Origin of the sequence: Paenibacillus fonticola DSM 21315 (assembly GCF_000381905.1) — a bacterium.
In the GTDB taxonomy this organism is placed as follows: domain Bacteria; phylum Bacillota; class Bacilli; order Paenibacillales; family Paenibacillaceae; genus Fontibacillus; species Fontibacillus fonticola.
The window spans coordinates 21,634-48,200 of the sequence record NZ_KB907256.1; the positions used below are offsets into that span (position 1 = coordinate 21,634).

At 47.2% G+C, this 26,567-nt stretch carries 30 protein-coding genes, 2 pseudogenes and 1 other annotated feature (1 of these 33 running past the window's edge); of the genes and pseudogenes, 26 read left to right on the forward strand and 6 right to left on the reverse strand.

Annotation, left to right across the window (positions count from 1 at the left end):
• Positions 1 to 125 precede the first annotated feature (125 nt).
• Genes G358_RS0113275 through G358_RS34555 form a run of 3 tightly spaced genes read right to left on the reverse strand, consistent with a single transcriptional unit; the run spans position 126 to position 1,680 of the window.
• On the reverse strand, positions 126 to 503 hold the full coding sequence (locus tag G358_RS0113275; protein ID WP_019637722.1) for a VOC family protein: 378 nt from the start codon (positions 501 to 503) through the stop codon (positions 126 to 128).
• Positions 504 to 560: 57 nt separating this feature from the next.
• A complete protein-coding gene (locus G358_RS0113280; protein ID WP_019637723.1) occupies positions 561 to 1,424 on the reverse strand; it encodes a helix-turn-helix domain-containing protein in 864 nt (287 codons plus the stop codon).
• A 46-nt stretch (positions 1,425 to 1,470) separates the two neighbouring features.
• The gene (locus G358_RS34555) at positions 1,471 to 1,680 is read right to left on the reverse strand and encodes a DoxX family protein (protein WP_084662797.1); all 210 of its coding nucleotides are present in this window, start codon (positions 1,678 to 1,680) and stop codon (positions 1,471 to 1,473) included.
• Between the two features lie 136 nt (positions 1,681 to 1,816).
• Here G358_RS34555 and G358_RS0113285 point away from each other — a divergent pair, with 136 nt between their 5' ends.
• From G358_RS0113285 to G358_RS0113350, 14 genes are all read left to right on the forward strand, one after another.
• On the forward strand, positions 1,817 to 2,146 hold the full coding sequence (locus G358_RS0113285) for an ArsR/SmtB family transcription factor (RefSeq protein ID WP_026342243.1): 330 nt from the start codon (positions 1,817 to 1,819) through the stop codon (positions 2,144 to 2,146).
• A complete protein-coding gene (locus tag G358_RS0113290; protein ID WP_019637725.1) occupies positions 2,143 to 2,544 on the forward strand; it encodes an SRPBCC family protein in 402 nt (133 codons plus the stop codon). Before G358_RS0113285 ends, G358_RS0113290 begins: the two co-directional genes overlap by 4 nt.
• A complete protein-coding gene (locus G358_RS33080) occupies positions 2,505 to 2,936 on the forward strand; it encodes a ferredoxin reductase domain-containing protein (RefSeq protein WP_157274366.1) in 432 nt (143 codons plus the stop codon). The genes G358_RS0113290 and G358_RS33080 overlap by 40 nt, the downstream gene beginning before the upstream one ends.
• Positions 2,937 to 3,053: 117 nt before the next feature.
• A complete protein-coding gene (locus tag G358_RS0113300) occupies positions 3,054 to 3,932 on the forward strand; it encodes an AraC family transcriptional regulator (protein WP_019637727.1) in 879 nt (292 codons plus the stop codon).
• Between the two features lie 572 nt (positions 3,933 to 4,504).
• Positions 4,505 to 5,464: a sigma-70 family RNA polymerase sigma factor gene (locus G358_RS0113305; protein WP_019637728.1), complete on the forward strand. Its 960-nt coding sequence runs from the start codon at positions 4,505 to 4,507 to the stop codon at positions 5,462 to 5,464.
• Positions 5,465 to 5,536: 72 nt separating this feature from the next.
• A complete protein-coding gene (locus tag G358_RS0113310) occupies positions 5,537 to 5,962 on the forward strand; it encodes an SRPBCC family protein (RefSeq protein ID WP_026342244.1) in 426 nt (141 codons plus the stop codon).
• Positions 5,963 to 6,290: 328 nt separating this feature from the next.
• A complete protein-coding gene (locus G358_RS0113315) occupies positions 6,291 to 6,902 on the forward strand; it encodes a TetR/AcrR family transcriptional regulator (RefSeq protein ID WP_019637730.1) in 612 nt (203 codons plus the stop codon).
• Positions 6,903 to 6,909: 7 nt separating this feature from the next.
• Entirely contained in the window at positions 6,910 to 7,506 is a 597-nt protein-coding gene (locus G358_RS0113320) for a GNAT family N-acetyltransferase (protein ID WP_019637731.1), read from the forward strand.
• A gap of 498 nt (positions 7,507 to 8,004) precedes the next feature.
• On the forward strand, positions 8,005 to 9,522 hold the full coding sequence (locus G358_RS0113325; RefSeq protein WP_019637732.1) for a UDP-N-acetylmuramoyl-L-alanyl-D-glutamate--2,6-diaminopimelate ligase: 1,518 nt from the start codon (positions 8,005 to 8,007) through the stop codon (positions 9,520 to 9,522).
• Between the two features lie 212 nt (positions 9,523 to 9,734).
• Complete coding sequence (locus G358_RS0113330) at positions 9,735 to 10,706, forward strand: hypothetical protein (protein WP_019637733.1); 972 nt, start codon at positions 9,735 to 9,737, stop codon at positions 10,704 to 10,706.
• Positions 10,707 to 10,733: 27 nt separating this feature from the next.
• Positions 10,734 to 11,456, forward strand: coding sequence for an ABC transporter ATP-binding protein (locus tag G358_RS0113335; protein WP_019637734.1), 723 nt, complete (start codon positions 10,734 to 10,736; stop codon positions 11,454 to 11,456).
• Positions 11,453 to 12,178, forward strand: coding sequence for an ABC transporter permease subunit (locus tag G358_RS0113340; protein ID WP_019637735.1), 726 nt, complete (start codon positions 11,453 to 11,455; stop codon positions 12,176 to 12,178). The genes G358_RS0113335 and G358_RS0113340 overlap by 4 nt, the downstream gene beginning before the upstream one ends.
• Before the next feature lie 3 nt (positions 12,179 to 12,181).
• Entirely contained in the window at positions 12,182 to 13,651 is a 1,470-nt protein-coding gene (locus G358_RS31730; RefSeq protein WP_019637736.1) for a sensor histidine kinase, read from the forward strand.
• A gap of 14 nt (positions 13,652 to 13,665) precedes the next feature.
• Positions 13,666 to 14,382 (forward strand): response regulator transcription factor, encoded by a 717-nt coding sequence (locus G358_RS0113350; protein ID WP_019637737.1) that lies wholly within the window; start codon positions 13,666 to 13,668, stop codon positions 14,380 to 14,382.
• Between the two features lie 204 nt (positions 14,383 to 14,586).
• Here G358_RS0113350 and G358_RS0113355 read toward each other — a convergent pair whose 3' ends face one another.
• Positions 14,587 to 15,144, reverse strand: coding sequence for a TetR/AcrR family transcriptional regulator (locus G358_RS0113355; protein ID WP_019637738.1), 558 nt, complete (start codon positions 15,142 to 15,144; stop codon positions 14,587 to 14,589).
• Positions 15,145 to 15,279: 135 nt separating this feature from the next.
• Between G358_RS0113355 and G358_RS0113360 the strand changes: the two genes are divergently transcribed.
• From G358_RS0113360 to G358_RS0113370, 3 genes are all read left to right on the forward strand, one after another.
• Positions 15,280 to 16,533, forward strand: a complete 1,254-nt coding sequence (locus tag G358_RS0113360) for an acyl-CoA dehydrogenase family protein (RefSeq protein WP_019637739.1) — start codon at positions 15,280 to 15,282, stop codon at positions 16,531 to 16,533.
• Entirely contained in the window at positions 16,530 to 17,144 is a 615-nt protein-coding gene (locus tag G358_RS0113365) for a hypothetical protein (protein WP_019637740.1), read from the forward strand. The genes G358_RS0113360 and G358_RS0113365 overlap by 4 nt, the downstream gene beginning before the upstream one ends.
• A 99-nt stretch (positions 17,145 to 17,243) precedes the next feature.
• Positions 17,244 to 18,095, forward strand: coding sequence for a helix-turn-helix domain-containing protein (locus tag G358_RS0113370; RefSeq protein ID WP_051107684.1), 852 nt, complete (start codon positions 17,244 to 17,246; stop codon positions 18,093 to 18,095).
• Positions 18,096 to 18,169: 74 nt separating this feature from the next.
• Here the strand turns inward: G358_RS0113370 and G358_RS0113375 are convergent, their stop codons facing one another.
• Together G358_RS0113375 and G358_RS0113380 are read right to left on the reverse strand one after the other, a co-directional pair.
• Positions 18,170 to 18,571, reverse strand: a complete 402-nt coding sequence (locus G358_RS0113375) for a VOC family protein (protein WP_019637742.1) — start codon at positions 18,569 to 18,571, stop codon at positions 18,170 to 18,172.
• A 174-nt stretch (positions 18,572 to 18,745) separates the two neighbouring features.
• Positions 18,746 to 19,171, reverse strand: a complete 426-nt coding sequence (locus G358_RS0113380; protein ID WP_019637743.1) for a VOC family protein — start codon at positions 19,169 to 19,171, stop codon at positions 18,746 to 18,748.
• A 117-nt stretch (positions 19,172 to 19,288) separates the two neighbouring features.
• On the opposite strand from G358_RS0113380, the gene G358_RS0113385 reads away from it, so the two are divergent.
• From G358_RS0113385 to G358_RS0113420, 9 genes and pseudogenes are all read left to right on the forward strand, one after another.
• A complete protein-coding gene (locus tag G358_RS0113385; protein WP_019637744.1) occupies positions 19,289 to 20,242 on the forward strand; it encodes a helix-turn-helix transcriptional regulator in 954 nt (317 codons plus the stop codon).
• A 116-nt stretch (positions 20,243 to 20,358) separates the two neighbouring features.
• Positions 20,359 to 20,469: pseudogene (locus tag G358_RS33085) on the forward strand (Crp/Fnr family transcriptional regulator); the annotation flags it as partial.
• 66 nt (positions 20,470 to 20,535) lie between these two features.
• Complete coding sequence (locus tag G358_RS0113390) at positions 20,536 to 21,390, forward strand: ABC transporter ATP-binding protein (RefSeq protein ID WP_019637745.1); 855 nt, start codon at positions 20,536 to 20,538, stop codon at positions 21,388 to 21,390.
• Positions 21,383 to 22,045 (forward strand): ABC-2 transporter permease, encoded by a 663-nt coding sequence (locus G358_RS0113395; protein ID WP_019637746.1) that lies wholly within the window; start codon positions 21,383 to 21,385, stop codon positions 22,043 to 22,045. Before G358_RS0113390 ends, G358_RS0113395 begins: the two co-directional genes overlap by 8 nt.
• Positions 22,042 to 22,407 carry a GntR family transcriptional regulator gene (locus G358_RS0113400; RefSeq protein WP_019637747.1) on the forward strand — a complete coding sequence of 122 codons (366 nt, stop codon included), beginning with the start codon at positions 22,042 to 22,044 and terminating at the stop codon, positions 22,405 to 22,407. Before G358_RS0113395 ends, G358_RS0113400 begins: the two co-directional genes overlap by 4 nt.
• Before the next feature lie 321 nt (positions 22,408 to 22,728).
• Positions 22,729 to 23,130 carry an Rrf2 family transcriptional regulator gene (locus G358_RS0113405; RefSeq protein ID WP_019637748.1) on the forward strand — a complete coding sequence of 134 codons (402 nt, stop codon included), beginning with the start codon at positions 22,729 to 22,731 and terminating at the stop codon, positions 23,128 to 23,130.
• A gap of 258 nt (positions 23,131 to 23,388) precedes the next feature.
• A pseudogene (locus G358_RS31305) lies at positions 23,389 to 24,277 on the forward strand (methyltransferase domain-containing protein).
• A gap of 237 nt (positions 24,278 to 24,514) precedes the next feature.
• Positions 24,515 to 25,423, forward strand: a complete 909-nt coding sequence (locus G358_RS0113415) for an NAD(P)/FAD-dependent oxidoreductase (RefSeq protein WP_019637749.1) — start codon at positions 24,515 to 24,517, stop codon at positions 25,421 to 25,423.
• Positions 25,424 to 25,621: 198 nt separating this feature from the next.
• Positions 25,622 to 26,209 carry a uracil-DNA glycosylase gene (locus G358_RS0113420; protein WP_033404053.1) on the forward strand — a complete coding sequence of 196 codons (588 nt, stop codon included), beginning with the start codon at positions 25,622 to 25,624 and terminating at the stop codon, positions 26,207 to 26,209.
• Between the two features lie 136 nt (positions 26,210 to 26,345).
• Positions 26,346 to 26,567: a binding site (T-box leader), on the forward strand; it runs 42 nt beyond the window's last position.

Genomic DNA, 26,567 nt, shown 5'->3' on the forward strand with positions numbered 1-26,567 from the left:
AATGATCTGTACAAATAAGCAAGCATAACGATAGAAATCCAATCGTTGTTGCCTAGTATCACCTTTCGGCTGCTTTAAACAGTAGGAGACCGTTATGTTATTTAGACGGTCTCCTTTTGGTTTTCTTAAACTTGTACTTCACTCATTAATGCATGAGTATTATCTTCCGTATCTTTAAAAAATACCATCCATGTTTCTGATTGTCCCATTTTTGCCACAACATGTGGTTCATCGATAAACATAACTTCTTTTTCTACTAAGTGCTTATATGTATCTTTAATATTATTTACTTGAAAATAAATAACTGAACTGGAATGGGCAAAATCCTCCTTTTCAGGAAGTGTTAACATAAGCCGCAAGCCATCGCATTCAAAGAATGCCATACGATCCGTGTTAAATAAAAGAGAGAGACCTAGTTTCTCTTTATAAAAATTTAGTGCCCTATTTATGTCTGTAACAGGTACACCGATTTGTCCAACATTTTTAATCATTGTAGTTTCCATAAGGCATTTTTTCTCCCTTCAAATATCTTCTTCTTAACTAAGAATAAATAATTTCACTTAAAGTGTCTTATCCAATATCACTTTTTTTCGATATTCTTTTGGAGATAAACCAACATGCTGCTTGAACATTTTACTAAAGGATACAGGGTTTTGAAATCCAAGTTCAAAGGATATTTCAGTCATATTATGATCTAATTCTGCTAGCAGTTGTTTTGCCTTTTGTATCCTAAATAATGAAATATGCTGATGGGGTGTTCTACCGTATATTTGAGAGTAAGTTCTTAATAAATGATTAGGTGATAAACAAGCAGCCTTAGCAACTTCATCTAGCTTTAAAGGTTCATTATAATAAGATCTAATATAATCATGCGCTATACTTACCCTTCTATACAATTCTTCACGTGTGGAATTACGAATTGCATGCAATGATTCGATTTCTTTGTATGTATTAAAATGTTCATTCAAAATAGAACCCATTATCTTATGAAATTGTTCCTCATAGCCAACGGAACCGAGTTCAAGACTAGGTAATATCTGTTTAAAGGTTTCTAATTGAGAAGACAAAGTATTATTTTTATGATAGGTTTTATCAAAAAAGCGAATAGAACCTGTATCTTTATACGGATCGCTTAAAAGTACATTGTTTGTTGCTTTTAATGAATGAAAGACCTCCGCCGGAAACTCATCTTTAAAGAAAATACAAAAAGACTCCACTTCATCTGTTTCATCAATTGAAATGGTGTAAGGACCCTCATTGAGAAGAAGGTATCTACTCTCTTCAACAGCATAAAAGCCTTTATCAGTTTTATAATGAGCTTTACCATTTGAAAATGTTTTTATGGATAGTTGGCCCATTCCTTCCCAATAAAAGTGATCACTTTTTGCATGTAAAACAAAATTGGAAGAATCTATTTTTTTCATAACACAACTCTCCATGAAGACAACTTTTTTTCTTTTATAACTTTTATTATACATAATAGTGGAAATTAAGTATGAACATTGGGTAGTCAATGGAATCGCCTATAACAAGATGAGAAATAATCGCTCCCGCTATTGTAAAGAAGAAATCAGCATAGGCCCATTCTTTAAGATATGGAAATTTATGTATGAATATGGCGGCCATTCCCAAAGTTTTAGAAACTTCTATTAGCACGAGTAAATAGGGGGATACCCCAATTCTGTCATCTTCTCGAGTTCAAGGTGCTCTTTTGACGGGCGCCTTTTTTTGTTGACTCGACACTAAGTGGTGTCTTATAATAAAACGGACACCGAACGGTGTCTAATATAAGACATGAGGAAATTTGGTGGTTGCGATGAACCAAGCTGTACAAAAACGGGATGTGTTTGACGCGATTGCGGATCCGACGAGGCGCAGGCTGATTCATCTGTTGTCAGATGCAGATGAGTTGCCTTTACACGAGATCACGCCGCATTTTCCAATGGGCCGGACGGCGGTGTCCAAGCATCTGACTATCCTTAAAGAGGCCAGTCTGGTGCAAGATCGTAGAGTAGGCAGAGAAACGCGATATAAGTTAAACGCATCTCCACTCAAGGAAGTTGAAGACTGGGTTGCTTTCTACAGGAAGTATTGGAGTAACAATATGATGCGATTAGGCCAGTTATTAGAGGAGGATGAAGAATGAGTTTATCATTAAACATGGATTTTCAATTTACGACATCAGTTGAAAAGCTGTGGACTGCCTTAACCGATTCAAGCAAGTTAGCCAAATGGATTGCGGATAATGATTTTGAGCCCGTTGTCGGACATCGCTTTCAGTTCCGCCATCAACCGAGCGAATATTGGGATGGAATCGTAGACAGCGAAGTGCTTATCGTGGATGAACCGAACCTATTGTCCTTTACTTGGGCAGTCGGGGAGGAGAGACATACGGTTACGTTGACGATACAGGATTTGGGAGATGGGAAGGTGAACCTGCACCTTGAACAAACTGGAATTACCAATGAACAAGGACTTGCAGGCGCTAAATATGGTTGGATGGCATGGATCGACAAGCTGGTAAAAGTGTTGTTGGAACAATAAATAACCGGGCGGGAACAGCAAGAATTGGCGGGTGCGACTTAACCTGGAAAGCGGGGCAATACGGTTTGTTTAGCATTACACATAAGTCCGTAAAAAATGGTACGCGCCCGTTCAGCGTGTCATCCGCTCCAACTGAGAATGCGGTTAGAATCACAACGCGTATTGGTGAACAACCGAGTGAGTTTAAGAAAGCATTGCTGGAATTGACACCAAATATGAAAATCACGATGCGCTGCCCAGCAGGCCCCTTTCATCTCCAAGATGAAAACCCGGCACTTTTCATTGCCGGACGGAATCGGCATTACCCCGTTTCGGTCGATCCTCAAGCAAATCGATTCAACACCGAAGGAAGTCGGAAAGCCGATCCATCTTCTTTATATGGATGGGAATAGGGAATACCTAAGGGGGCTTTGTTTTGATCACGAATATAAACATGATATTTCTGTGCAAGAATTGCAAGGCTCCATTTTCCACCATCACCTAAAATTAAATTTGGAAGGAGGATCTGAATGGATTGGCTGGACCGCATGAATAACGCAATGGAATATGTCGAAACACATCTGTCTGAAGCAATCGATTACGAACAAGTGGCTAGAATTTCCTGTTGCTCGACTTACCACTTTCAGCGGATGTTCTCGTTCATCACTAATGTTACGCTGGCGGAGTATATTCGGCGCAGGCGGCTGACCCTTGCCGCATTTGAACTGCAGAACAGTGGTGTAAAGGTCATCGACATTGCATTGAAGTATGGTTACGAATCGCCTGAGGCATTTTCCAGAGCGTTCAAAAAAATGCATGGCGTGGTGCCGATGGCAGCGCGTGACAAGGGCGTTTCACTCAAGGCCTATCCTCGGCTATCCTTTCATATTTCAATTCGAGGAGATGTGGAGATGAATTACAGAATCGAGGAAAAACAAGGTTTTGAAATGTTCGGGGTTTCAATTATGGTCAATGCCAATGGCGAGAATCCGTATGTTGAAATACCTCAATTTTGGGAGAGGTGCATTTCCGACGGAACAGTAAAGCGAATTCGTTCCGCCGCAGGTTTGGGGGAAGATGGTCAAATTCATGGGGTTTTATACAACCACCAAGGTGAGCGATTCTCCTATATGATCGGTTATTTCTTGCCTCAGAATGGCTTGTCGCAAGGGTTTGAAAAGCTTCAAATTTCCCCACAGACTTACGCGATTTTCTCTACAGGAATTAATCCCGATGGACAGAATGATATTCATGGATTGTGGAGGCGGATCTGGGGTGAGTGGTTTCCGAGCTCTAATTACGAATTTGCAAACGGTCCCGAGTTCGAAATGACCTATGATCGAGGAAACAACATGTACGAAATGGAAGTCTGGATTCCTGTCGTTAAAAAAACAGAGTTTGCTAACTGAAACCATGTGTTGAAATAACGTGGACTTAAAAGAAGGGCCATCCCCACAAAGGATGGCTTTAATCTTGCCATTACCGTTTAGTTGCGTCAAAATTGGCATTAAATTCGCATTATAGATGATATGGGCTTGCGGCAGGATCATCAAGAACAACATCGATACGAATTTTGAGTCAATACGATTATGTTCGAAATTTCATACTGGATCGTTACTTTATTGCTAATTTGAGCAAATGTATATGAATTTCCATATAGAAATCATAGAATCGGCCATTCGAAGGATCATTTAGTATGATTTTTCGACCACATTATACGGAACGGAAATTTGACTGAATTAACGTAGTATGGGTGCACTTGCTGTGCTGAGGTAATAGATAGATATGGGGTGTATTGGTACACAACTGTTTAGATATACATTGCTTAAGGGATTAATTGGCGTACCATTTTAGAGAATAATGATACAATGAGTTTACTATAGACATGGACTTCCAATTCACGACATCGGCTGAAAAGCTGGGGTCAGCCTTGGCCGTTCAAGCAAGTCACCTATTTCCCCGTCAAAAAGGAGGGACTAATATGACCGAGACGGCATTGGACGTGCAATTACTAGAGAATTTAAAGCCTGGGCTCACATCGTTTTGCTACCGAATGTTGGGTTCCATTGAGGACGCAGACGATGCGGTTCAGGAAACCTACATCCGTGTTTGGCAAAACTGGAATTCATTCAGGCAGGAATCGTCGCACAAAACATGGATTTATCGAATCGCCTCCAATGTGTGCCTGGACAAGCTGAGACAAGCCAAGCGCCGTACTCTGCCCGTTGATCTGTCCGATCCGGCGGTCTCTATTATTGAACCCCGCGAAACGCTGCCCGACTCCTCATGGATATGGCTTGCTCCTGACTTTGGAGAGAATCCCGAAGATGTTCTTATTCGTAAAGATACTTTGCAGATCTGCTTCATCGCACTTTTGCAAACGTTACCACCTCGCCAACGTGCCGTTCTGATTTTGAAGGATGTTTTCGATTGGTCCTCCAAACAGATCGCAGAAACTTTGGGGATGTCGCCGGCGGCTGTGAATAGCGCTTTGCAAAGAGCCAGGGAGACGATGAGGGGGACCCGGCTCCGTTCCGACGAGCTCAGCCGGATGGATACAGAACCTGATCGTGAGCTGCTGTCACGATACGTGGATGCCTTTGAACAATTTGATATCGATGCGCTGGTCGCATTATTTCATGAGGAGGGCTGCTTGTCCATGCCGCCTTTTGCGATGTGGGTGCGAGGGAAGGACGATTTGTTCAAATTTTTTTCGCTGACTCGCTGGCATTGCGAGGGCTCCCGCTTTTTGCCAGTCAGGGTGAACGGCGGCTATCCTGCTATTGCACAGTATGCGCCGAGTCCTGAAGCACCAAACGTCCTCATCCCTTGGGGAATTCACGTGATTGAAGTTAAAGACCGGAAAATACTCCATGTCCAAAATTTTATTAACACCAAATTATTTTCCCGATTTGGGCTGCCGGAGCAAATTCACCGATGAATTTTGATTTCGAATGACGTCTATATCATTGAGAAGCAAAAAATGATGATATTGAGCGAGGTGTCTTTCAAAATGGGAACAAGTAATCCAACGAAAGTAACTGTACAGGTAGTTGTTCAAGCGCCTATTGAAAAAGTATGGAGCTGTTGGACGGAGCCGGAGCACATTACGAAGTGGAATCAAGCTTCCGAGGATTGGCATGCGCCGAGGGCTGAGAATGATTTGCGGGCTGGCGGCAAGTTTATGACCCGAATGGAAGCGAAGGATGGCAGCATGGGGTTTGATTTTGCTGGAGTATATGACGAAGTGAAGCCGCATGAATGGATCTCATATACGATGGCAGATGGGAGAAGGGTCGAGATCACCTTCACGGATCAAGGCGGGGAAACGAAGGTCGTTGAAACGTTTGATGCAGAAAGTACGCATCCGATTGAGTTCCAGCAAGCAGGATGGCAAGCGATTATGGACAATTTCAAAAAGTACACGGAAGAATCCTAGCATACATGGCGTCCAATTGAGCGCTCAGATTGCTGCCTGAAGGGGACTTTTGCTTGCCAAGAGCAAAAGTCCCTTTCGCTATTTTTTGGGGAAGGCACTTTAAATAAATGCCCTCAGACGATCGGTAACTCAAGCTCTATGACAAAGACCTTAGTAATGCCCTTTTATGCGATTCTGCTAGACCACATTCTGGAGCAGTGTCTTCTGTATGTCGGAGTATTGTAATTGGTATGGGGTAACAGGCCAATTTCATAAATAGGAATTGACAGGTTCATTTCCATTATTTTATAATGAGTAAAAATTCATTCATTAAAAGAGGTTGATCGTTTTGCCGCGTACTAAGGAACAGTTTGAAGAAATGCGCAATGCTACCAGAGAAAAAATCCATTCGGCCGCGATGCAGCTATTTGTTCATCGAGGCTTCGGATCGACGACCGTTCAGGATATCGCGGATACAGCCGGCATTAGTGTGGGGCTGCTATATCGCCATTTTAAAACGAAGGATCAGTTGTTTAACGAATTGGTTGCCTTCGCGATGGAAGGATTGGAGCGTAATATTAGGTTTTTCGAGTCCGATCAATCTCCTGCAAAGTTATTGGTACAATTTGTTGATGAAATCTACACCGATATGATCAACGGGGAGGAATTGGCCCATCTGTTGATCCTTATCAATCAGTCGCTATTAGCTGGGGCTGCTGCAGACTCTAAACAAAATGAAGAGATCCTCCAGGTAAACTTCAGGTTGCTGGATTCAACGACACAGCTCATTCGCAAGGGCCAGCAGCTTGGGGAATTTAGGCCGGGTGATGCGAAGGAGATGGCCTTCCTTTTTTATGGATCGATTCATGGGTTAGCTCAGATGAAAGTATTGCTAAAGAGCAGCTTTGTCATGCCGTCACCGTCAACTCTCACTGCATTTCTATTGAAGGAAAGGAAGTGAACCTGTCATGATCAACGTGATTCGAGCCGATCTGGCTGATTCGGACGTGAGAAGGGGAATTTCTAAAGTATTCGCAGAGGGATTTACACAATGGCTTGTTTTTTTCTCTAAGGATCCGAATCGGATTGCTGCAGCGTTCGCCCATATGTTCGTCTTGAACCAATTTTACGTGGCTTTATACGAGGAGCAAGTGGCAGGCATGGCTGCATGTACGGATGGAGCTTCAACTTCGGTTAAACTGGATAAGAAGGAGCTTCGTAAACATTTAGGTTTTATTAAAGGCACTTTGGCCGGTATTTTTCTAAAAAAGGAATTTGAAAGGATTGTCGTTCATCCTTTATCGGGTATAGCAGGCTCCATTGAATTTGTTGGGACGGCCGCTGAATTCAGGGGGCAAGGTATTGCTTCCCAACTGATTCGTCATATCCTCGAGCACACCCCTTATGAAACTTATTTGATTGAAGAAGTAGCGGATACCAATACTCCGGCCATGAAACTATATAGTAAATTAGGTTTTAAAGAATACAAACGCAAGCAAATTCCCATTAAAGTTGCAAGGAAAATCGGGGTCAATTACATCGTATCCTTGAAGTTATGCTTATGAATAGCAGATTAAGGGTATTGGTTTTTCGCTCCCCACTCACATAGTCCTTCTCGGCGAAGATCTGGAGTGTGATGAGGATTTGTCATACCGGATAAAGTGTAGGGAATATGATATCCCGTACTTGGGTTTCTTCCATGGAATTTACTCGTGTGAAGATCTCTTTGAGTATGAGAAACGAACGATTTAGTCTTTATGAAGCAGCCTTTGAAAAGGTTGCTGTGATCGCGCTACGCTAAGGGATTACTATAGTTGAAAAAAAGCAAGATAGAAAGGGCCATCCCGTAAAGGATGGCCTTACTTGCCGTTACAGACTGCGCCAAGAACTGCATTATAAATTTGAGTGGAACATCCTCGTCACATCCCACGGTTGGAAGAGGGCATCGTGAACGGAGGAGGCTCCCCAAGGCCCGGAAAGAAAAGCGTTAGAGGCCACTTCCATTTGTTGGTGGATGTGACGTAGTATAAAGATATTGTATGTAATGTAAGGAGGTCTGTTTAATGAAATTACGTGAACTGACTGCTCTGATTCCTAATGCGGTTGTCCAAGGGAATACAGATGATATCGAAATTACTGGAATAGCCAATCATTCGCGGCGTGTTATGCCGGGTGACCTCTTTGTGTGTATCTCAGGCATTCCGGGTTATCAAGAAGATAGACATCCCTATGCTAAGGATGCAGTACAGGCAGGGGCGGTAGCAGTTGTTGCAGAACGGAATGTAGAGGTCAACGTGCCATTAATTCTTGTGAAGGATGCACGGCATGCGCTTGCGGTACTATCTGCGCATTTTTTTGGTTATCCGAGCAGTGAACTGAAACTGATTGGGGTTACTGGCACAAACGGTAAAACGACGACAGCTCACATGATTGAGGCGATTCTTCGGTATGCTGGCAACAAGACCGGGCTGATGGGAAACATAGGTACGAAGGTTGGTGACACGCTATTCAAAACAGATATTAATACGCAGGAGCCGCCCGTATTACAGGCGAACCTTCGACGAATGGCCGATGCGAACTGTGCGTTTGCCGTGATGGAGGTAACTTCGCAGGGACTTGATGCTGGTCGGGTGCTAGGTTGCGATTTTCGGACAGCGGTGTTTACGAACGTTACACAGGACCATCTGGACTATCACGGCACGATGGAGAATTATATCGTTGCAAAAGGGCTTTTCTTTTCCCGTCTAGGTAATGGGTTCACAGACGATCCTAGTGCGTGCAAATTCGCCGTTCTGAACGCAGACGACCAGGCATCCGCCATCTTTCAGAAACTGACTGCAGCTTATGTGCTGACGTACGGTATCCGAGAGGAGGCGGACGTACGGGCAGAGGAAATTCGACTAAGCGCGCGGGGGACGTCGTTCCGGGTCGTAACTTATAAGGGGACTGCTGAAATGCAGATTCGTATGGTAGGCACCTTCAACGTTTATAATGCGTTGGCAGCGATTACGGCTGGACTCGCTGAGGGACTGACGCTGGAAACTATCCGGGCTGGACTTGCGTCATTGCCAGGGGTTCCGGGACGGCTGGAGATTGTTGACGAGGGGCAACCGTTTCTTGTGCTGGTAGATTACGCCCATACGCCAGACGGGCTGGACAATGTACTTCGGGCTGTCCGAGCGATTGCTGATAATAAGATCATCACAGTGTTCGGATGCGGTGGCGACCGCGACCGGACGAAACGCCCTATCATGGGTGGTATCGCGGCCGAATACAGTGACTATGTGGTCATCACATCCGACAATCCGCGTTCCGAGAATCCTGAACGGATTCTCACAGATATAGAGGAAGGTTTGCGTGAAAAGCAATATTCGGCCGAGAAGTATGAATTAATGGAAGATCGCGCCGCGGCTATCGTGCGTGCGGTCGCCATTGCGAATACAGGGGACGTCGTCGTGATTGCGGGCAAAGGTCACGAAACGTATCAGATCACAAAGGATGGAACGATAGACTTTGACGACCGAGACGTTGCTCGGGATGCAATCCGGGAGAGGAAGGTCTGGGGCGCCTGGTTAAATTGAGCAATACTCGATCCCTGTACGATATAGCCTGTTTGGAAACGATAGTTGAATAAAGAAGTCTCAAAGAAAAGGCCATTCCCAACGGGGTGGCCTTTAAACTTGCCATTTTAGAAAATTTTTATTTTTCCTTTCGAGGGAGTTTAGACTCCTCCTTTAGACTAAGGTTGTAGGCAAGAAAGAGAAACTATATAACCTTAAGGAGCGTGTTGGAGATGAAAAAGAAAAGCAAAGTATTGATGATTGGTGCGTCGGTGGCTGCAGCAAGTATTTTTACGGTGACGGCATTTGCGTCCACACCGGATACGGGGGGTTACGAGGCATTTAAAGAGGTGCTGAAATCGAATCTAATGTCGGAGCAAACGATCGAGAGTGCGACGGTGAACGGAAACTTCGCGGTTACGCTGAATGGCGAGACGGTGCTGGAGGCGGACGGCTCGACGAAGTTCAAGGCAGCGGGAGATACCCAGAGCGTAAGCGGCGACTTTGATTTCACCCTCATGGGTATTGAACGCAGCGGCAGCATGTATAGCAGTGACGATGACACGGCATATCTCGTAGACCGAACGCACGGTTTGGACTATCGGGTGATTAACCTGGACGGCGAGCATGCCGGGAAGCACCATGAATGGAAGGAAGAGGGGGACTTCGATCATCGTCCGATGAATAAAGCGGAGGAAGCACTTCTCGACTTCATGGTCGGCGATCTCAAGGATAACTTCAGCGTAGTGAACCATACGGATGACTCGAAGACGATTTCTGTCGACGTGAGCAAGGAGGAGGTTCCGCTAGCGGTCCGTTTGCTGATGGACGTGGCATCGGCCAATGACAGGGAGAAGCATCCGAATGCATCGGAAGTGACGACAGAGTGGGAGGGGCTGAAGCAGATTCCTTTCTTCCAGGGTTTGGAAACAGCAAATCTTGAGGAGCAGCTGCCGGAGCTGACAGAGGAGGTCGCAATTGAGCATTTGCGTCTGCAACTGACGGTCGATGCGGACAATAGACTGCAAGGGGTGGAAGGCAAGCTCGAGGTGAGCGGCAAGGACAAAGCGGGCGTCACCCATCGCGTGAAGATGGAAGGCGAAGGCGGCATCAGCGGCATCAACGCCACGACGCCTGAAGTGTATAATCCTGCGGGCAAATCGATAGAGACCATCGACGCTCAAGCGTTAGAAGGACGTAAATAACAGCTCAATTTGGGGAGGACCTAACTTATGTTTGAAGTCTACGATCTTACGAAGGTCTACCCCGGCGGCCGAGGCATCCAGGGGCTTAATCTCACCGTACATTCCGGTGAGGTTGCAGCCCTGCTGGGGCCGAACGGTGCCGGGAAGACGACAGCGCTGCAGGCGATGGCCGGATGGATCACGGCCGACCGCGGGGAAGCTCGCTGGAACGGTGCTTCCGTCGAGGAGCGGCCTGATCTGACGAGGCTGCACATGGGCCTGATGCTCGGCGAGCCGGCCCCGTACCCCTATTTTACAGGCAGTGACTATCTGAAGCTCTACTCCAAACTGTATCCGGGTATCGATGAAGCGCGTATCCAACAGACGCTGGAACTCGTGGGCATGTCCAGGCACCAAAAGATCAAGATCAAGAAGTACTCCACCGGCATGAAACAGCGGATCGAGCTTGCCAGCGCGCTGCTCCACAGGCCGAAGCTCCTGATGCTCGATGAGCCGTTCTCGGGTATGGACATTGAGGGCCGCCTAGAGATGACGGCGATGCTGCGAAGTCTCGTGACCGAAACGGGTATAAGTATCGTCATCTCTTCTCATCAGGTACACGAAATCGAAGATTGGATTACGCATGCTTACATTATTTATGAGGGGAAACACGTTGATACGGCAAGCATTGCACAGATTCGAGAGTCGTTCGCAAGCGTTGAGGACTACTATTTGTACTGTATAGCCAAGGAAAGGGGCGGAGCTGCATGATGGCACCCATTCTTTATCTTACTGGAGAAGAGCTGCGCAAGCTGTTCCGCGGAGGCAAGCTGAAAGTACTGCTGACGCTCTCTTTTCTTATCGGTGTGATCTTCGTCTTGATCGGCGAACGCGTCGGACTGAGCGGCAACCTGCCGGTAACCGCGCTGGAACTGCTGCTGGCAGTCGTTCTGCCCTTGTTCATGGTTTCGCTTGGCAGCGACCTTATGGTGGGCGAATTTAAGGATGGTACAATGAAGAATGCGCTGAAGCTTCCGCTCAGTCGGGAGACCCTTTTCATAGGAAAAATACTCGCAGGATGGACGGCGGGCGCCTTGATTGTTCTAAGTGTGTTTGTGCCAACGTTTATCGGAAGCATCGTGCTAAAGGGCATGTCTGCCCTGTCGACATTTGGAATGACTATGGCAGAGGTCGGCGGCGCGATCCTTTTCTGCGGCTTGTTGGTGGTACTGGCAAACAGCGTGTCTCTTTGGACGGGGAGCGGCGGGGTCGGAATGGTCGTCGGCATCGTGCTGTGGATGACGATGGGCGTCGTTGGATTTTTCGAGCCGCAGCTGAACCGGTTCTTCCTAACGGACTTTACGGATTGGTTACATCCGCTCTTGTATAGAGGCGATTTCGGCGCGTCTGTAACGCCATTGCTATTTATGACAGCTTACTATATTATGGGCATTATTACGGGCTTGCTAGCCTTTCAAAAGAAAGAAGTTTAACTCATGTCCATTCGGCTTAAGCTTATTTTAACGTATATTATCGGCATCATCCTGACTGCAGTAATCGTTACGGCGACCGGCATCGGGATCGTCTCGGCTGTCTTTTCCTATTTCGCGAATAGTTTCGTAAAGGAACAGACTACGGAGGATGCGCTTCATCGAGGCATCGATCTGTTCGTAGACCTGCGTTATGCGGAGCGGTATACGCCAGAGGAGCTGACGTCCCCCTCGTTCGCTGAACAGCTTGGAGACCGGTTGGAGCCGTTCGGGGGCTTCCTTGTTGTCCGGCAGGGGGAGCAATGGGCAAGCTACGGCAAATTGAGAGAAGGAGAAGCGTTCCTTGCGCAGATGCAGCAGGACATTTCAACTTCTGAGAAGCACGCGGATAGGGCGTTCGTGATGAGTGAGTGGGAAGGGCGCGAATTGCTCTCCGTGCGCTACGAATTTCCGGGAATGGACGATTCCTTATCGTATTATCTCGTCGCCGATGTGACGGAGACTGGGACCAAGGGCAACCAGTTCCACATCTTCGTGTTTCTAGCCATTGCGATCTTATTCGGTATCATTCTGGTCCCATTGATCTGGATCACGACGAAGGATATCGTGAGGCCGCTGCGGCAGCTCGAGCAGGGCTCACGCCGTATCGCAGAAGGGGACCTGAACTTCAGTCTGCACTCGGAGGTTCGCAACGAGGTCGGCAGCGTCATTCGCTCGTACGAGAAAATGCGCAGCGAGCTGCAGCTGGCGATCGGCGCGCAGCTGGCGATGGAAGAGAGCCGCAAACAGCTGATATCGAATATTTCGCATGATCTGAAGACGCCGCTGACCTCGATTAAGGGATATGTGGAGGGAATTCGGGAAGGCGTAGCGAATGATCCGGAGAAGCTGAAGAAGTATATCGATGTGATTCATTCGAAGACGCTCGACATGGATCGAATGATTGACGACCTGTTCCTGTACTCCAAGCTGGATCTGGATCAGGAGAGATTCGATTTCGAAGCGGTGCCGCTGCAGGAGTTCTACCGGCAAACGCTGAATGAGCTGTCCATGGAATACGAGAGTGCGGGGGTTCGTTTGACGGGCCAGTACGAGGCCGGGGCCGACGCTGTCGCGACGATGGATGCACAGAAGATCAAGCGTGTCATTCTCAACATTGTCGGCAATTCGGTGAAGTTTATGGATAAACAGGAGCCAAGTATCCAAGTTTACTTTGGCAAGCAAGCGCAGCAGGAATGGGTCATTGCGGTGACGGATAATGGACCCGGGATGGATCCAAGCGAGCTGGAGCAAATCTTTGACCGCTTCTACCGCGGGGACGTAAACCGGAATCAGAACGTGGCTGGCGCGGGGTTGGGCCTGTCGATCGCGAAGCAGATTGTCCAGCACCATGGCGGGAAGATGTATGCAAAAAGCGAGCCGGGGCGGTTCATGACTGTGATGTTTACGATTCCGATTGTTCAGGATAGAACGTGACTGGAGAGTGTGAGATGTCGAAGCGAAAGGTGTTAATCGTCGAGGATGACCAAGCGATCGCCGAGCTGGAGCGGGACTACCTCGAAGTTCATGGTTATGAGGTTACCCTTCGGGCAGACGGCAAAGAGGCGCTCGAGGAAGCGCTGGAGCAAGAATACGACCTGATCATCCTGGACGTTATGCTGCCGGGCATGGACGGATTCGACCTCTTGCGGCGGATCCGGGAAACGAAGTATATTCCGGTACTGATGGTATCCGCCCGCAAGGAGGATATCGACAAGATCAGGGGATTGGGTTTAGGCGCGGATGATTACGTGACCAAGCCGTTCAGCCCGTCGGAGCTTGTTGCGCGGGTGCGGGCACACCTCGAACGATATGACCGATTGACCGGGGCTGCGGTTGGCGCCGGCGCGTCGCCTATCCGGAAGCCGCGCGAGCTGAACATCCACGGACTTGTAATTCAGGTCGATGCCAGGCGGGTGATGCTGCATGGGGAAGAAGTCTCACTCACGGCAAAAGAGTTTGATCTGTTGCTCTTCCTCGCGGAAAACCCGGATCGGGTATATTCCAAGGATGCGCTGTTGGATAAGGTTTGGGGGATCGAGAATTTTGGCGATTCCGCCACGGTCACGGTCCATGTCGGAAAGATTCGTGATAAGATTCAGAAGGATCCGTTGCAGCACCAGTTTATCGAGACGGTATGGGGCGCGGGGTACCGCTTTAAGGTTTAAGGTGCTGGAAGGTTTTTTTCTATGGGGTCGCTGTTGGCTTCGCTTGGGGTGAGGACGGGTTAAGTTGTTTTGGAATGGCCCTAGAAGATACCCCAAGTCCGCTCCCGCCGCTAGGTGAGGGCTATTTGATGACCCCTTAAAAAGGGCCGTGGCTCTAAGTCAGGTGCAGCTCGCAGGCCATGCCCGCCGTAGGAAAATATGAGGTTATTCTGCAAATTTCTCTTCTGAAAAAATGTTCATTTTTGAAAATAGTTCCTCGTGATCGATAGGCACGTTGCTCTCAATCCACCAAGTGACCACACCAAGCACGGCTCCGATGTAGGCCTCTATTTTGATTTGCATATCGATGGAAATCTCATGGATCGAATTATGCTGGGCTAAGTATTCCTTGATGCCCCTCCCCATTTCTTTTCGCAACAGATTTCTCAAGGAATCCCTCTCTTCCGCTAGAAGAATAGAAAACAATTTCTTATGTTTCTTGGCTAAAGAGAATAATTCCCTGAAATTTTCGGATGGAGAAAAGGAGGCATCAACAAAGTCCTTAAATTCTTCCTCCGCAATTTGTTTCATCGCACGTGAAAGCAAATCGAATTTATCCTGAAAATGCGTGTAGAACGTAGTTCGATGCACCATCGCCAGATCACAGATCTGCTTCACTGTGATATTCTCAAACGGGTGTTTGTCCATTAACTCTAACAGAGCAGTGTATAAAAGCTTACGCGTTCTTTTGACTCGAAGGTCTTCGGTTGTTTTATGGTCCATGACAGATTTCCCTCCTTGTATCGTTTCTCGACATATTCCTGATTTTATCGGTTGTTGAAATCAATTATACATTATATCATTTACCCTACAAATGGATCTTAAGTATATAAATGTATAATTAAGGAGTGGATCTTAATGGCAAATTTAAGTACAGAATGTCAGCTCACTGATCTTGAACAGCAATTGCTAGACCGGGCTGCCGAGTTAGTTCCCTATCTGCAGAAGTTCGGTACGAGGATTGATGAAGAACGGCATATTCCTGAAGAAGTGATTCAAAGAATTTCAGATGCGGGGCTGTTTAAGCTGGGCACACCGAAAGAGTACGGGGGTCATGAGGTTGGTATCCGCGCCATGGTCGAGATTGTATCCGAGGTGGCTAAGGGGAATGGTTCTGTTGGCTGGGTCGTACAAATCATCAACGGAAATAACTATAATGCAGCACTATCCTTACCTCCGGGCGTATTAGATTCGATCTATAACCCGGTAGAGGAGATCCGCTTTTGTTCTGTTTTGCTGGCACAAAAAGCGGTCGTGAAGAAAGTAGACGGAGGATATTTGGTAGAGGAAGGATTGTGGAGGTTCGGTTCAGGTTCAAAGCATGCCACCCACGCCTTGTTGAATTTGAAGGACGTAAAGTCTATGCAAGAAGGCAAAGCTATGGAGATGATGCTGGCCGTTGTTCCGATGAGTGAAGTCACGATTGTTGACGATTGGTATACGATGAGTTTAAAAGGATCCGCAAGCAATAGTCTGGAAATCAAAAATGTGTTCATCCCCGACAAATATGTCGTCGCCCATCAGGAAGGTTCGTTGCCTGCCCAATTGCAGGGGCGTGACAGATACAGACCTTACGGACAGCTAATCATTATCATCACGACAGGAATAAGCGCGATCCTCGGACTCGCCAGGGGGGCTGTCGAGTATTTTGTTGAACAAGCACCTCACAAGGGAATTGCAATGACGGTTCATACTTCTCAAGCGGCAGTGGGTCATATTCAATATAAAGTAGGACTTGCGGCGATGAAGGTCGAATCCGCGCATCTTCATATCAGTCGAACGATTGACCAATTGGAGCGCCACGTGCAAAACACAGAACCGTTTAGTTTAAGGGAAATGGCACAGCTGCAGACAGATATGACCTATGCAGCCATGCTGTGCTGGGAAGCCGTAGATCTGCTAATGGCAGAGAGCGGAGGGAGTGTCATTGCCGACTCGAATCGCTTGTCTCAAATCTTCCGGGATATTCGAGGCGGTTCCAATCATGCGCTGACTACCGCATCGACGGGACTAGAGCTATATGGCAGAGTATTGATGGGTTTGCCTCCACAGCATCTCATGACATTAGGTGCCGCATCTGTTTTAAATGGGGCTAGGGGGAGGGTCACATGACTCTTTCACCCTCTCTCCGTAAGCTTGTACTCGCTATACATGTAATTACTACCATGGGATGGCTCGGCTCCGCAGCCGCTTATATCCCCTTAGCCGCCTATCTCCTAAACAATCAAGATGCCGATACGATACGATCCGCTATTCAAATGATGTCCTTGGTTGTTCGTTTTATTGTGGTCCCAGCCGCTTTTGTCTCGCTGCTCACCGGAGTTGCGTTATCCCTTGGCACCAGGTGGGGGTTGTTCCGTCATTATTGGATCTCTTTTAAGCTTTTGTTTACCGTGATAGCCGTATTTATGTTAATCGCATACTTAGTAGAACTGAACCATGCGGCTTCCATAGCCGCAAAAAGCATATTGACGAGCACCGACCTAAGTATCTTGAAAGATTCGATTCACATCGTACACCCAAGTGGAGGATTGTTGATCGTGCTTGTGGCAACAGTCTTGTCGGTATACAAACCAAAAGGTATGACTAGGTATGGACGGCGTAAGCAACAAGAAATCATAAGCAGCACCGAGCCCTATACAACACCAATCTGGATAAGAATAGTTGGGTCCGCAGTTATCGTTTTGCTTCTGCTAATCGTTGCTTTAATCCTTTTCAACTAGTGATTCTATTAGATAAGCGATCTGTAAGGCAGCGTCACAAGAGCGGAAGTCATGATCAGGGTACAACCATTGTCGCTGAAGTCGGATCTAGGTTAAAATATGGTAAAGCATGAGCAATTTTCAAAATGGGGTGATGACGTGGTGAAAGAGGTAACAGATCATTATTCAGAAATCGACGAAGTCATTGCCTATATTCACAAGCATATTGACGAACCGCTTCAGCTTTCGCGTCTGGCCAACATTGCGTTATACAGCCCGTATCATTTTACGCGCATCTTCAAAGAGAAGATCGGGCTTCCGCCCTTGTATTATGTCTCGGCTCTCCGATTGCAGAAGGCCAAAGACCTGCTGCTGCAGACGAACTTGACCATTCGCGATATCGGACTCGAGATCGGGCAGCAGAGCCTTGGCACGTTCACTACCCGGTTTACCGAGCGGGTAGGCGTTACGCCGTCCGAGTTCCGCCGTTCAGCGCAAGAAGCAGACGCGCATTTCAAGTCGTTGCGTAATCTGAGCGACTGGGGAACGACGTCTTCTGTTCTACTTCCCGGCAACTCCACGATAGAAGGAAGGATCTATTCGTCAGTTCCGTTCGACGGCTTCATCCTCATTGGCTTGTTTGCTAAACCGATCCCCGAAGGACTCCCATTATACGGGACACTGCTTCCTTCATTGGGGCGCTTTCGTTTTGTGGATGTCAGGCCTGGCACTTATTATTTGATGGCAACGTCCGTCTCATGGGAGATGCAGACGAAGGATTTCCTGCTGCCGCATGCTACCTTGCGTACCCGGTCGCACGCGCCGATTGTCGTTCAACCTCATACACCTGTCCATTACCAGGAAGTCATGCTTCATCCTGCCCGGCAAGATGATCCCCCGATTCTGATATCTTTGCCTTTGCTAATGCAGAACTTTCTTAGTCGAAAGAATCAATCCTGGCAGTGGATTTAGAGTTTATAGCCTGCAAACTATAAAAAAGGTCAGCCTAATGGCCAACCTGTGTAATAGGGAGTCGCCCTATCCGTCTAGTTCGGTTTAACCTCGTTAGAAATCATCCACAGCACGCCGAATTTGTCCTCAAGCTGTCCGTGCAGGGCGCCCCAGAAAGCGGGTTCTAGAGGGTACTTCACCTTGCCACCTTCCGCGAGCTTTGCGAAAGCTTCACGAGCTTCGTTCTCCGTTGCGAATTCGAGTGACAAGTTGATATTGTTCCCACATTGAATCGGTTCGAAAGAGTCAGACATGTAGAGATTAACTCCGCCCGCCACAAGGCTCAGGTGAACGACTTTGTCCTTAATGGCGTCATTGGAATCGGGCAGCTGTCCGTATGTCATGATGGAAAGAACTTCCCCTCCGAGTGCATTCGTGTAAAACTCAGCTTGCGATCTTGCATCCTCGGATAAAATGTAGGTTGTGTGTTTGGCCATTGTTCGTACATCCTTTCTTCGTTATATTTGAATATTTATGGACTCAGTATAGCATCCGATCCACAAGTGCATTTCTTCTGGATTGCTACGATTTCGCTCAGTAGATGATATGGTGATCTCGAAGAGCCTTAAGCCATGGAAGCTTACAACGAGTTTAATCGATCTGCTTGAAAATTAGTCTTTTTCTGTGAAAATTTGAAATGTAACCCCAAACCGATCCGTTACCATGCCATAGGCGGGACTGAAATAGAGTGGCTGCAGGGGCAAGAGTACCTTTCCTTCTGAACGCAATGCTTCATAAATTCGCTCCGCTTCTGATACGTCCTTCACAGTAAGGCAAATGTTGACCTGATCCCCGCGCTCCAATGGCTGGCCCGATTCCGAATCGCTGACAAACAGTTCGGAGCCGCCGGCAACGAGTATGGAATGGGCAATTCTTTTCTTCATTTCTTCAGTCATCGCCGGAGCATTACCGTCCTCCGGAGCTTCTCCGAACGTTTGTTTGAACACGACTTGCGCACCTAGAGCCTGCTCGTAAAATGGGATTGCTTGATTTGCGTGGCCATCGAGCATAATAAATGGGGTGAATTTTACATTCATCTGCTTTCATCTCCTTAAACTTGATTTTGTACTGGGTTCATCTTCGATTGTATTAGATGATAGTGACAAATCACGTCATGGTTATAGATAATTTTTACAAGCGAGGAGGATTGGAATGTGACAAAGGCCCAACGGTTGATGGAATTGATTTTTGCGGTCAATCGCAAGCGCCGATTTACGGTAAAGGAGCTTGCCCATGAGTTCAGTGTTTCTGCCCGCACGATTCTTCGGGATTTACAGGAGCTCAGTGAACTGGGCGTACCTTTGTATTCTGAAGTAGGCCCTCATGGCGGGTACCGGATTTTGAAAGAAGGGCTCTTGCCTCCGATCGCCTTTACGGAACGGGAGGCGGCGGCGGTATTTTTCGCTGTCCAGGCGTTGCGTCATTATTCATCTCTCCCGTTTCAAACAGAAACTTCAGCTGTGTTGAACAAGTTCTATAATTTTATGCCGGAAGATGTGCGTGACCGGATCGATCAGATGAGAGACCGGGTTGACTTCATTACGCCGGTTCGACAAGCGCAGTCCCCGCATTTGTCCGTATTGCTGGATGCAGCCGTTCGGCAAGTTGTCTTGCTGGTGGATTATGAATCTAAACAGCAGCGGGGAAAGCGGGAGATTCAACCGGTTGGCATTTACACTCAGGAGGGATTGTGGTATTGCTGGGCCTACTGCTTTCTTCGCAAGTCTTTTCGTGTATTCCGCTGCGATCGGATTGATTCTGCTGTCCCTTCGGATACTCCGCCGCTTGACTTGCAGCAGATTGATCTGGGGAGTAAGGAGGAGCTAGTTCACCCGGAAGACGATAGCTTATACCTGTATGCTGAGCTGTCCAAAGAAGGGGTGGAAGCCTGCGAGGCGGATCCTCACCCGGTCCCTCTTCTCCATGTTCGCGATGACAATACGGGGTGGCTTGAGGGAAACGTGCCGAGAAGTGATCTCCCGTTTCTTGCTTCTTATTTTGTCGGGCTCGGGAAGGAAGCTGCGGTGCTGCAACCGAAGGAGTTGCGAGCATCGATTAGGCAGCTCCTGTCTGAACTGATGATTCGATACGACGACGAAGTGAGTTAGATGTAAGAATAAATTAGGGGGGGAACAATTTGCCATGATAAGTCCAATTCAGAAAGTAACTGGTGGGTCGAGGAGGGCTTATACATACGGTTGAAGCGGTTCAGAGCGCTATAGATTATATTGAGGAGCTAATGAAACGCCCTTCTCTGATCGAGCGGGTACCCCAACATCAACTGGCTAGTTATCTCGGCATTACGCCGGAGTCACTAAGCAGAATTAAGAATTGACTTTCTCCACCCCTTGGTGATATATTGTGAATACACGGTATACACAATTTAGTGAGGAGGTTTGATATGCTAGCATTAGATGTTCAAAATTTAAACAAGGAGTATCCTAATTTTCAGCTCAAAGATGTGTCGTTCCAACTGGAGAAGGGCTATATTATGGGCTTCATCGGCGCCAATGGCGCTGGAAAGACAACTACCATCAAATCGATCATGAATATGATTCAAACCGATGGCGGCGTTGTCCGCGTTCTGGGCAAGAACATGGCTGAACACGAAATAGAGTTGAAGCAAGAGATCGGGTGTGCATTTGGCGGCATCGACTTTTATAACCGCAGCAAGATCAAAACGTTAACCGACGTAATCAAGAGGTTCTATAAGCATTGGGACGAAGCAGCCTATTCCCGCTATTTGAGTCGATTTAAGTTGGATGAGAATAAAAAAGTCGCCGAATTGTCGACGGGGATGAAAGTGAAGTATACTCTGGCCCTTGCGTTATCCCATGGCGCGAAGCTGCTCATTCTCGATGAGCCGACAAGCGGGCTTGACCCGGTGGCCAGGGACGACCTGCTGGATCTCTTCCAAGAGCTTGTCGCAGGCGGCGAGATCAGCATTCTTTTCTCGACCCATATTACCTCCGACTTGGAGAGGTGTGCAGATTTTATTACCTTTATCGCGGATGGGAAAATCATTAGCAGCGCTGAGAAAGAAGAGTTTAAGGAGTCCTATCGTTTGCTGAGCGGTAACACCAGCCAACTGAACCGGGTGAAGGAACGGATGATTTCCTACAAAGTCAATTCGTTCGGGTTTACGGGATTGATCCGTTCCAAAGACTTCGATCCCTTTTCCGGCATCAAAGCTGCCACGCCGAGCCTTGAGGAGATCATGATCTACTTCGCGAAGAAGGAGCCTGCATATGTATAATTTAGTTATGAAGGATTTGAAATTAGGCATTCAGCCGATGTTTTTTGTCCTCCCCATTTTGTTTGGATTGCTAGTGCTCATTCCTAGCTGGATTTACTTTCTTGTCCCTATGTATTTTTTCTGGATCTCGGTCCCTAACTTATTCGGCAATTTTAAAACGCAGAACGACTTGATGTTTACCTCGTTGATGCCCGTAACTAAAAAGGATATTGTGAAAGCAAGGGTATCCGTTATTGTCATCCTGGAGATTTTGCACATCGGGTCTGCGTTGATCTTCGGTCTGGTCCATGACCTTGTATACTCGAATTCAAACATAACCTACTATTTCTTCGCACCTTCCATCGGTTTTTGGGGACTTTGCATGGTCATGCTGGCGATCTTCAACATTATTCTTATCCCCATTTACTACAAGACGGCGTACAAATTTGGCAGGGCGCTGTTCTTAGCTACTGCAGCCGCTATGATTTTTGCCGGAATCGTACAATGGCTGGGAATTCAGATCAAGCCCGTGTCCGACATTTTTAATGTGACCATCGCTGAACATATCGCTGTTCACGCATCCGTATTGATCGCAGGAATCGTCATCTTTGCTGTATTTACCCTGATGGCTTACCGGATTGCGGTGAAACGATTTCTCAAAGTGGAACTTCTATGAACATATCGATTTCGAACACAACGGAAAAACCGATCTACCAGCAGTTATACGAGCAGATCAGCGGCCAGATTCTTAATGGTGAACTAGGAAGCGGGTATGTATTGCCGCCTATTCGGAAGGCCGCTCATGAGCTTCGCGTCAGTGTCATCACCGTTAAGAAAGCTTGGGAAGAGCTTGAACGAAGTGGTTTGATCAACACCGTAACTGGCAAAGGATGCTTTGTCGCCGAATTTTCACCCGAGGAGATGCTGCAGAAGCGCAATGAGATGGTTTTGAAGCAAATGGAAAGCGACACTTCCTACTACAAATCCTTCGGGCTTACCTTGGATGAAGTCATTGAGCTGTTGAAGAGGATTTATTGAAAAAAGGAGCACAGAGGCCGGAGGGGCGCACTGGACGTATATTCCGGGATCAGTGCGTAGTATTCGCTGCAGAAACGGGATTCGTGCTGTGTACTTATTTTGGAACGTATGGAGCAGTCATTCAGATACCCGGAAATTTCGGCAGACGTTCTCCTGCGTTTGATCCGACATCAAGAAACCATGCTCGTGCTTAATATGAGGAAGTGTGCTTACAACAGTACACTTCCTCGTTTTCTTTTATCGTATTTTTCTGGCGGTTTGACGCAAAGGAACATAATGGTTATTATAGATATGTGAAATCCTTGATTGAGGTGATATTTTATGAAATACTCCAAGGCAACCGATTATGCTCTTCATACTATGCTCTTTCTTACTGCGGCGACTCCGCAAAAACCAATAGGGGTACAGCAGTTAGCAGAGCGGCAAAATGTGTCTCCATCCTATTTATCCAAAATACTGACCAAGTTAGTGAAGGCGGGCATGATTGAATCGATAACGGGGGTAAACGGCGGATATCGGCTTAAACGAGATTGGGAAAACATTTCGTTCCTTGATATTATTCATGCGATTGAAGGCTCGGCTTCCTTATTCGATTGCAGTTTTGAACATGGACCAAACTGTCCGATTCAAAAGGTGGTATTATCGGCAGAAGAGAAGATGGAGGAACAGTTGAGAAATCAGAAGATGTCGGACCTTGTGCGGGATCTGAATATCGAGATATAGTACATCTTTTTTTTAAGTTAATTAAAGACAACATATATCTTTAAAGTATTTAATAAGGGAGGTCGAGCGAATGGATGTATTCAAAAGCAGTAGGAATTGATCCAACGCACTAGGGAATCATTGTTGAGGCATATTCACATACCGGATTCAGAAATAACGTTTAGCCATTCTCGACCCATGTGGAAAATGGTTATGAATAATCCTCCGGCTTGGGTCCGATGGAATCATAAAAATGGAGAGAAAAAGGTGATAAATACAATGAGCAATGAACTGTTTGATGCGGTGGTATGGGAAAAAGCTTGGAAGGAAGATTCGAATACAGGCGTCAACAAGATGAAGAGGGCTGGCATCGATCCGGCACATTCACTTGATTCATCGGCCAAGTCGTTCAATCAGGAGGTATTCAGCGAAGAAGGCAGACGAAGGGCCAGACGGATAATGAACTGGCTAAGGGATCAGGGAGTTGAATTTTCGGGATCTTCTGTTTTGGATATAGGTGCGGCATCGGGCGGCTTTTCCGTACCTTTCGCGGAGCGGGGAGCGGATGTAACGGCGGTAGAAACATCCCGTCCGTTGATCGAGCTCTTACACCAAAATAGTTCGGGCTTGACAAATGGAACGGTTAAGGTAGTGCACGAACCCTTCGAAAACATCGATCTTGAGGCGAGGAGCCTTTGATCTCGTCTTTGTCTCCATGTGCCCGGTTCTGGTCGATTGGGCCAGTGTGGAGAGGGTGCTGAGCTGCGCGAGATCGTTCTGCTACATGAGCCTGCCGGTAGGTTCCAGGGAGCACAGCCTGGTCGACGAGGTATGGCCACTTGTCACCGATCGCCCCAGAAAGACCGAACATTTGGAGATGCTTTACCTGACTCAATTACTGCTGCTAAAGGGTTATTCTTATCAATCGTTGATAACCCGGGAAATGAAAACAACAACAGTCTCTAAAGAGGCGGCATTCCATGATACGGTCAATTGGTTGAAAATGCACGGTATCCCGTTGGATGAGAAGGTTCGTCATATCGTCTCCCGTCATTTGGACACACGCTATCCTGGCGAACAAGTAGAAATCCGGCAAGGCGGCCGGTTCGGCAAAGTGCTTGTTCAACTGCAAAGCCAGTATATGCACAGCAGAGAAGACCGTATCTAACTTACAGTCACGATAAATATCGAATAGTTGGCGAGTTGGGTTAAATTCTGAAATCCCGTCGGATTTCGGGATGCTTCTCGCTTTTGACGACAGTGGTAGCACACTGTACTAGAAGCGGACAGCGGCAGTCCACTCAATTTCACGCGATTTGTAGTGTACTGACGATCTCTGCAACGCAAGAACAAAAAAATCGCTCAAGAGTAACGGATTGAGTGAAGCGAGAGGGATGGAATAATCATGAACAAAGTGGATGTAGCGATTATCGGGGGAGGTCCCGCCGGTTTGAGCGCCGGACTTATGCTTGGACGTGCGAGGAAGCAGACGATCGTCATTGACGAAGGACGTCCCCGTAATGCTGTGACTCGGGAGGCGCACGGTTTTTTGACGCGGGACGGCATCAGCCCGGATGAATTTCGACGCATTGCGAAGGAGCAGTTGCGCGTCTATCCGTCGGTTTCCCAGTATGAAGATACCGTTGTGTCGATCACGGGTGAGGATGGGGACTTCTTGTTGGAGACGGCCACAAGGAAGAAGATCGCCAGCAAAAAACTGCTGTTTGCCGTAGGCATGAAAGATCAAAAGCTTGGAATACCGGGATTAGCCGAGGTATACGGGAAAAGCGCATTTGTTTGCCCGTATTGCGATGGCTGGGAACTAAGGGATGAGCCGCTGGTTGTCATTAGCAGGGGGGCGGCGCTCATGCATTTCGCTCCATTGTTGTCGGGGTGGACGAATCAGTTTGTCGTATGCACGAATGGCCCCGATGAATTGAGCGAGGCTGAACGCGAGGATTTGCGAAATCATCATATCCCGCTATTCGATACGCCGATTCGTGCCATTGTATCCAGTAAAGGTATGGTGAACCATGTTGCGCTTGAGGATGGGACGGAAATTCCGTGCACAGGAATTTTCTTCAAGTCGGAGCTGGTCCCGGGAACGGATTTGCCGCAGACCCTTGGTTGCCGCATATCAGATACGGGGGAGATTGCAGTCGACGAAGTTGGAAAATCCAGCGTACCCGGCGTTTACGCAGCGGGTGACGTGTCATCACTCATGCATCAATCCATTGCCGCAGCTGCATCGGGGGCTAGAGCTGCAGCCGTCATAAATGGTGAATTAAATCAGGAAGTCTGGCGAAATAACTAAATGATTGATCCAACCAAATGATATGCCATAGAGTAGCAGATTCTAACAACATAAGGGTCATCGCGCAAAGGATGGCCTAAAGACTTGCCGTTGCAGACAGTACGGAAAACCGTATTACAAGTAAACAGCAAGTTTTTTGTTGTGAGTGGGCATAATAGATCTATTGAGTGTGAAAGGAAGGAGCTGCATGACAAGGAGATGGATCGATCCTTTGTAATCTTACCTGAAGAGCAAGCGCCTGAAGGTATAGAGCATTGTGAACTGTGCGAGCTATCCAAGCAGCGGAATCGGGTCGTCTGGGGTGAAGGAAATCCGCAAGCTTCGCTTATGATGATTTTGGATAATCCCGGAGCCAGGGAGGATCGGGAAGGAAATTCATTTCTATGCGGTACCCGAGAAACACTCCAATTCGGCATGAGGGAAGCAGGGATAGATGTAAATGAGGTTTATGTCACTTATTTGCTAAAACGCCGACCGATGCGTGCTTATAATAAGCCTGAGGTTAGAGCCGCGTGTCTTCCTCATTTGCAGATGCAGATCTTTCAGAAGCGGCCGCTTGTACTATTTGGATTTGGAAATGTCGTGGCGGAAGCCTTATTCCCAGATAAGGAGAGTGCCGTTGTTAAGGAGTTACGTGGCAGCTGGCATGAGTTTCAGGGTACGTCTATCAGCTTCACCTATCACCCGCTTGCAGTAAGAAGACGACCCAATCTGCTAAGATTCTTCGTAGAAGATTTAAAAGCTTTGAAGGAGAAGTGGAAGGAGATTCAACACGCCAGGATATAGAATGACCACTTGTTGAGGCTCACGACAATGTCGTCCAGTAGTTTTGGCGTTTGTACTACCGCCGCAAGCCGTACCCGAATAATAACCTTGACTTTGGAAACGGTGTTCAGTATAATTTCCAATAACTTGAATAACCAAAAAAGCTAAGAAGAGAAAGAGTACCTTGGTGACGTCTTTTTACAGAGAGCTCCGGCAGCTGAAAAGGAGTAAAGAATAGCCTAGGGAATATGGTCTCAGAGCTGCGCATCGAAACCTCATGTGGTTGTAGGCTGCGCCGGAACCCGCACCCGTTACTGTGCTAGGGTATAAACGCGAATAGCGTCGTACCTGAAGAGGTGAATGCCGTGAGGCATTTAAT

Coding starts and splice junctions, on each gene's coding strand:
- G358_RS0113350 (WP_019637737.1), top strand. CDS start 13,666: ATGTCGAAGCGAAAGGTGTTAATCGTCGAGGATGACCAAGCGATCGCC.
- G358_RS0113400 (WP_019637747.1), top strand. CDS start 22,042: ATGAACATATCGATTTCGAACACAACGGAAAAACCGATCTACCAGCAG.
- G358_RS0113335 (WP_019637734.1), top strand. CDS start 10,734: ATGTTTGAAGTCTACGATCTTACGAAGGTCTACCCCGGCGGCCGAGGC.
- G358_RS0113330 (WP_019637733.1), top strand. CDS start 9,735: ATGAAAAAGAAAAGCAAAGTATTGATGATTGGTGCGTCGGTGGCTGCA.
- G358_RS0113275 (WP_019637722.1), bottom strand. CDS start 503: ATGGAAACTACAATGATTAAAAATGTTGGACAAATCGGTGTACCTGTT.
- G358_RS0113280 (WP_019637723.1), bottom strand. CDS start 1,424: ATGAAAAAAATAGATTCTTCCAATTTTGTTTTACATGCAAAAAGTGAT.
- G358_RS0113320 (WP_019637731.1), top strand. CDS start 6,910: ATGATCAACGTGATTCGAGCCGATCTGGCTGATTCGGACGTGAGAAGG.
- G358_RS0113355 (WP_019637738.1), bottom strand. CDS start 15,144: ATGGACCATAAAACAACCGAAGACCTTCGAGTCAAAAGAACGCGTAAG.
- G358_RS33080 (WP_157274366.1), top strand. CDS start 2,505: ATGGATCGACAAGCTGGTAAAAGTGTTGTTGGAACAATAAATAACCGG.
- G358_RS0113415 (WP_019637749.1), top strand. CDS start 24,515: ATGAACAAAGTGGATGTAGCGATTATCGGGGGAGGTCCCGCCGGTTTG.
- G358_RS0113390 (WP_019637745.1), top strand. CDS start 20,536: ATGCTAGCATTAGATGTTCAAAATTTAAACAAGGAGTATCCTAATTTT.
- G358_RS0113405 (WP_019637748.1), top strand. CDS start 22,729: ATGAAATACTCCAAGGCAACCGATTATGCTCTTCATACTATGCTCTTT.
- G358_RS0113340 (WP_019637735.1), top strand. CDS start 11,453: ATGATGGCACCCATTCTTTATCTTACTGGAGAAGAGCTGCGCAAGCTG.
- G358_RS0113310 (WP_026342244.1), top strand. CDS start 5,537: ATGGGAACAAGTAATCCAACGAAAGTAACTGTACAGGTAGTTGTTCAA.
- G358_RS0113380 (WP_019637743.1), bottom strand. CDS start 19,171: ATGAATGTAAAATTCACCCCATTTATTATGCTCGATGGCCACGCAAAT.
- G358_RS0113305 (WP_019637728.1), top strand. CDS start 4,505: ATGACCGAGACGGCATTGGACGTGCAATTACTAGAGAATTTAAAGCCT.
- G358_RS31730 (WP_019637736.1), top strand. CDS start 12,182: ATGTCCATTCGGCTTAAGCTTATTTTAACGTATATTATCGGCATCATC.
- G358_RS0113370 (WP_051107684.1), top strand. CDS start 17,244: ATGGTAAAGCATGAGCAATTTTCAAAATGGGGTGATGACGTGGTGAAA.
- G358_RS0113300 (WP_019637727.1), top strand. CDS start 3,054: ATGGATTGGCTGGACCGCATGAATAACGCAATGGAATATGTCGAAACA.
- G358_RS0113365 (WP_019637740.1), top strand. CDS start 16,530: ATGACTCTTTCACCCTCTCTCCGTAAGCTTGTACTCGCTATACATGTA.
- G358_RS0113285 (WP_026342243.1), top strand. CDS start 1,817: ATGAACCAAGCTGTACAAAAACGGGATGTGTTTGACGCGATTGCGGAT.
- G358_RS0113420 (WP_033404053.1), top strand. CDS start 25,622: ATGGATCGATCCTTTGTAATCTTACCTGAAGAGCAAGCGCCTGAAGGT.
- G358_RS0113395 (WP_019637746.1), top strand. CDS start 21,383: ATGTATAATTTAGTTATGAAGGATTTGAAATTAGGCATTCAGCCGATG.
- G358_RS0113290 (WP_019637725.1), top strand. CDS start 2,143: ATGAGTTTATCATTAAACATGGATTTTCAATTTACGACATCAGTTGAA.
- G358_RS0113375 (WP_019637742.1), bottom strand. CDS start 18,571: ATGGCCAAACACACAACCTACATTTTATCCGAGGATGCAAGATCGCAA.
- G358_RS0113325 (WP_019637732.1), top strand. CDS start 8,005: ATGAAATTACGTGAACTGACTGCTCTGATTCCTAATGCGGTTGTCCAA.
- G358_RS0113360 (WP_019637739.1), top strand. CDS start 15,280: ATGGCAAATTTAAGTACAGAATGTCAGCTCACTGATCTTGAACAGCAA.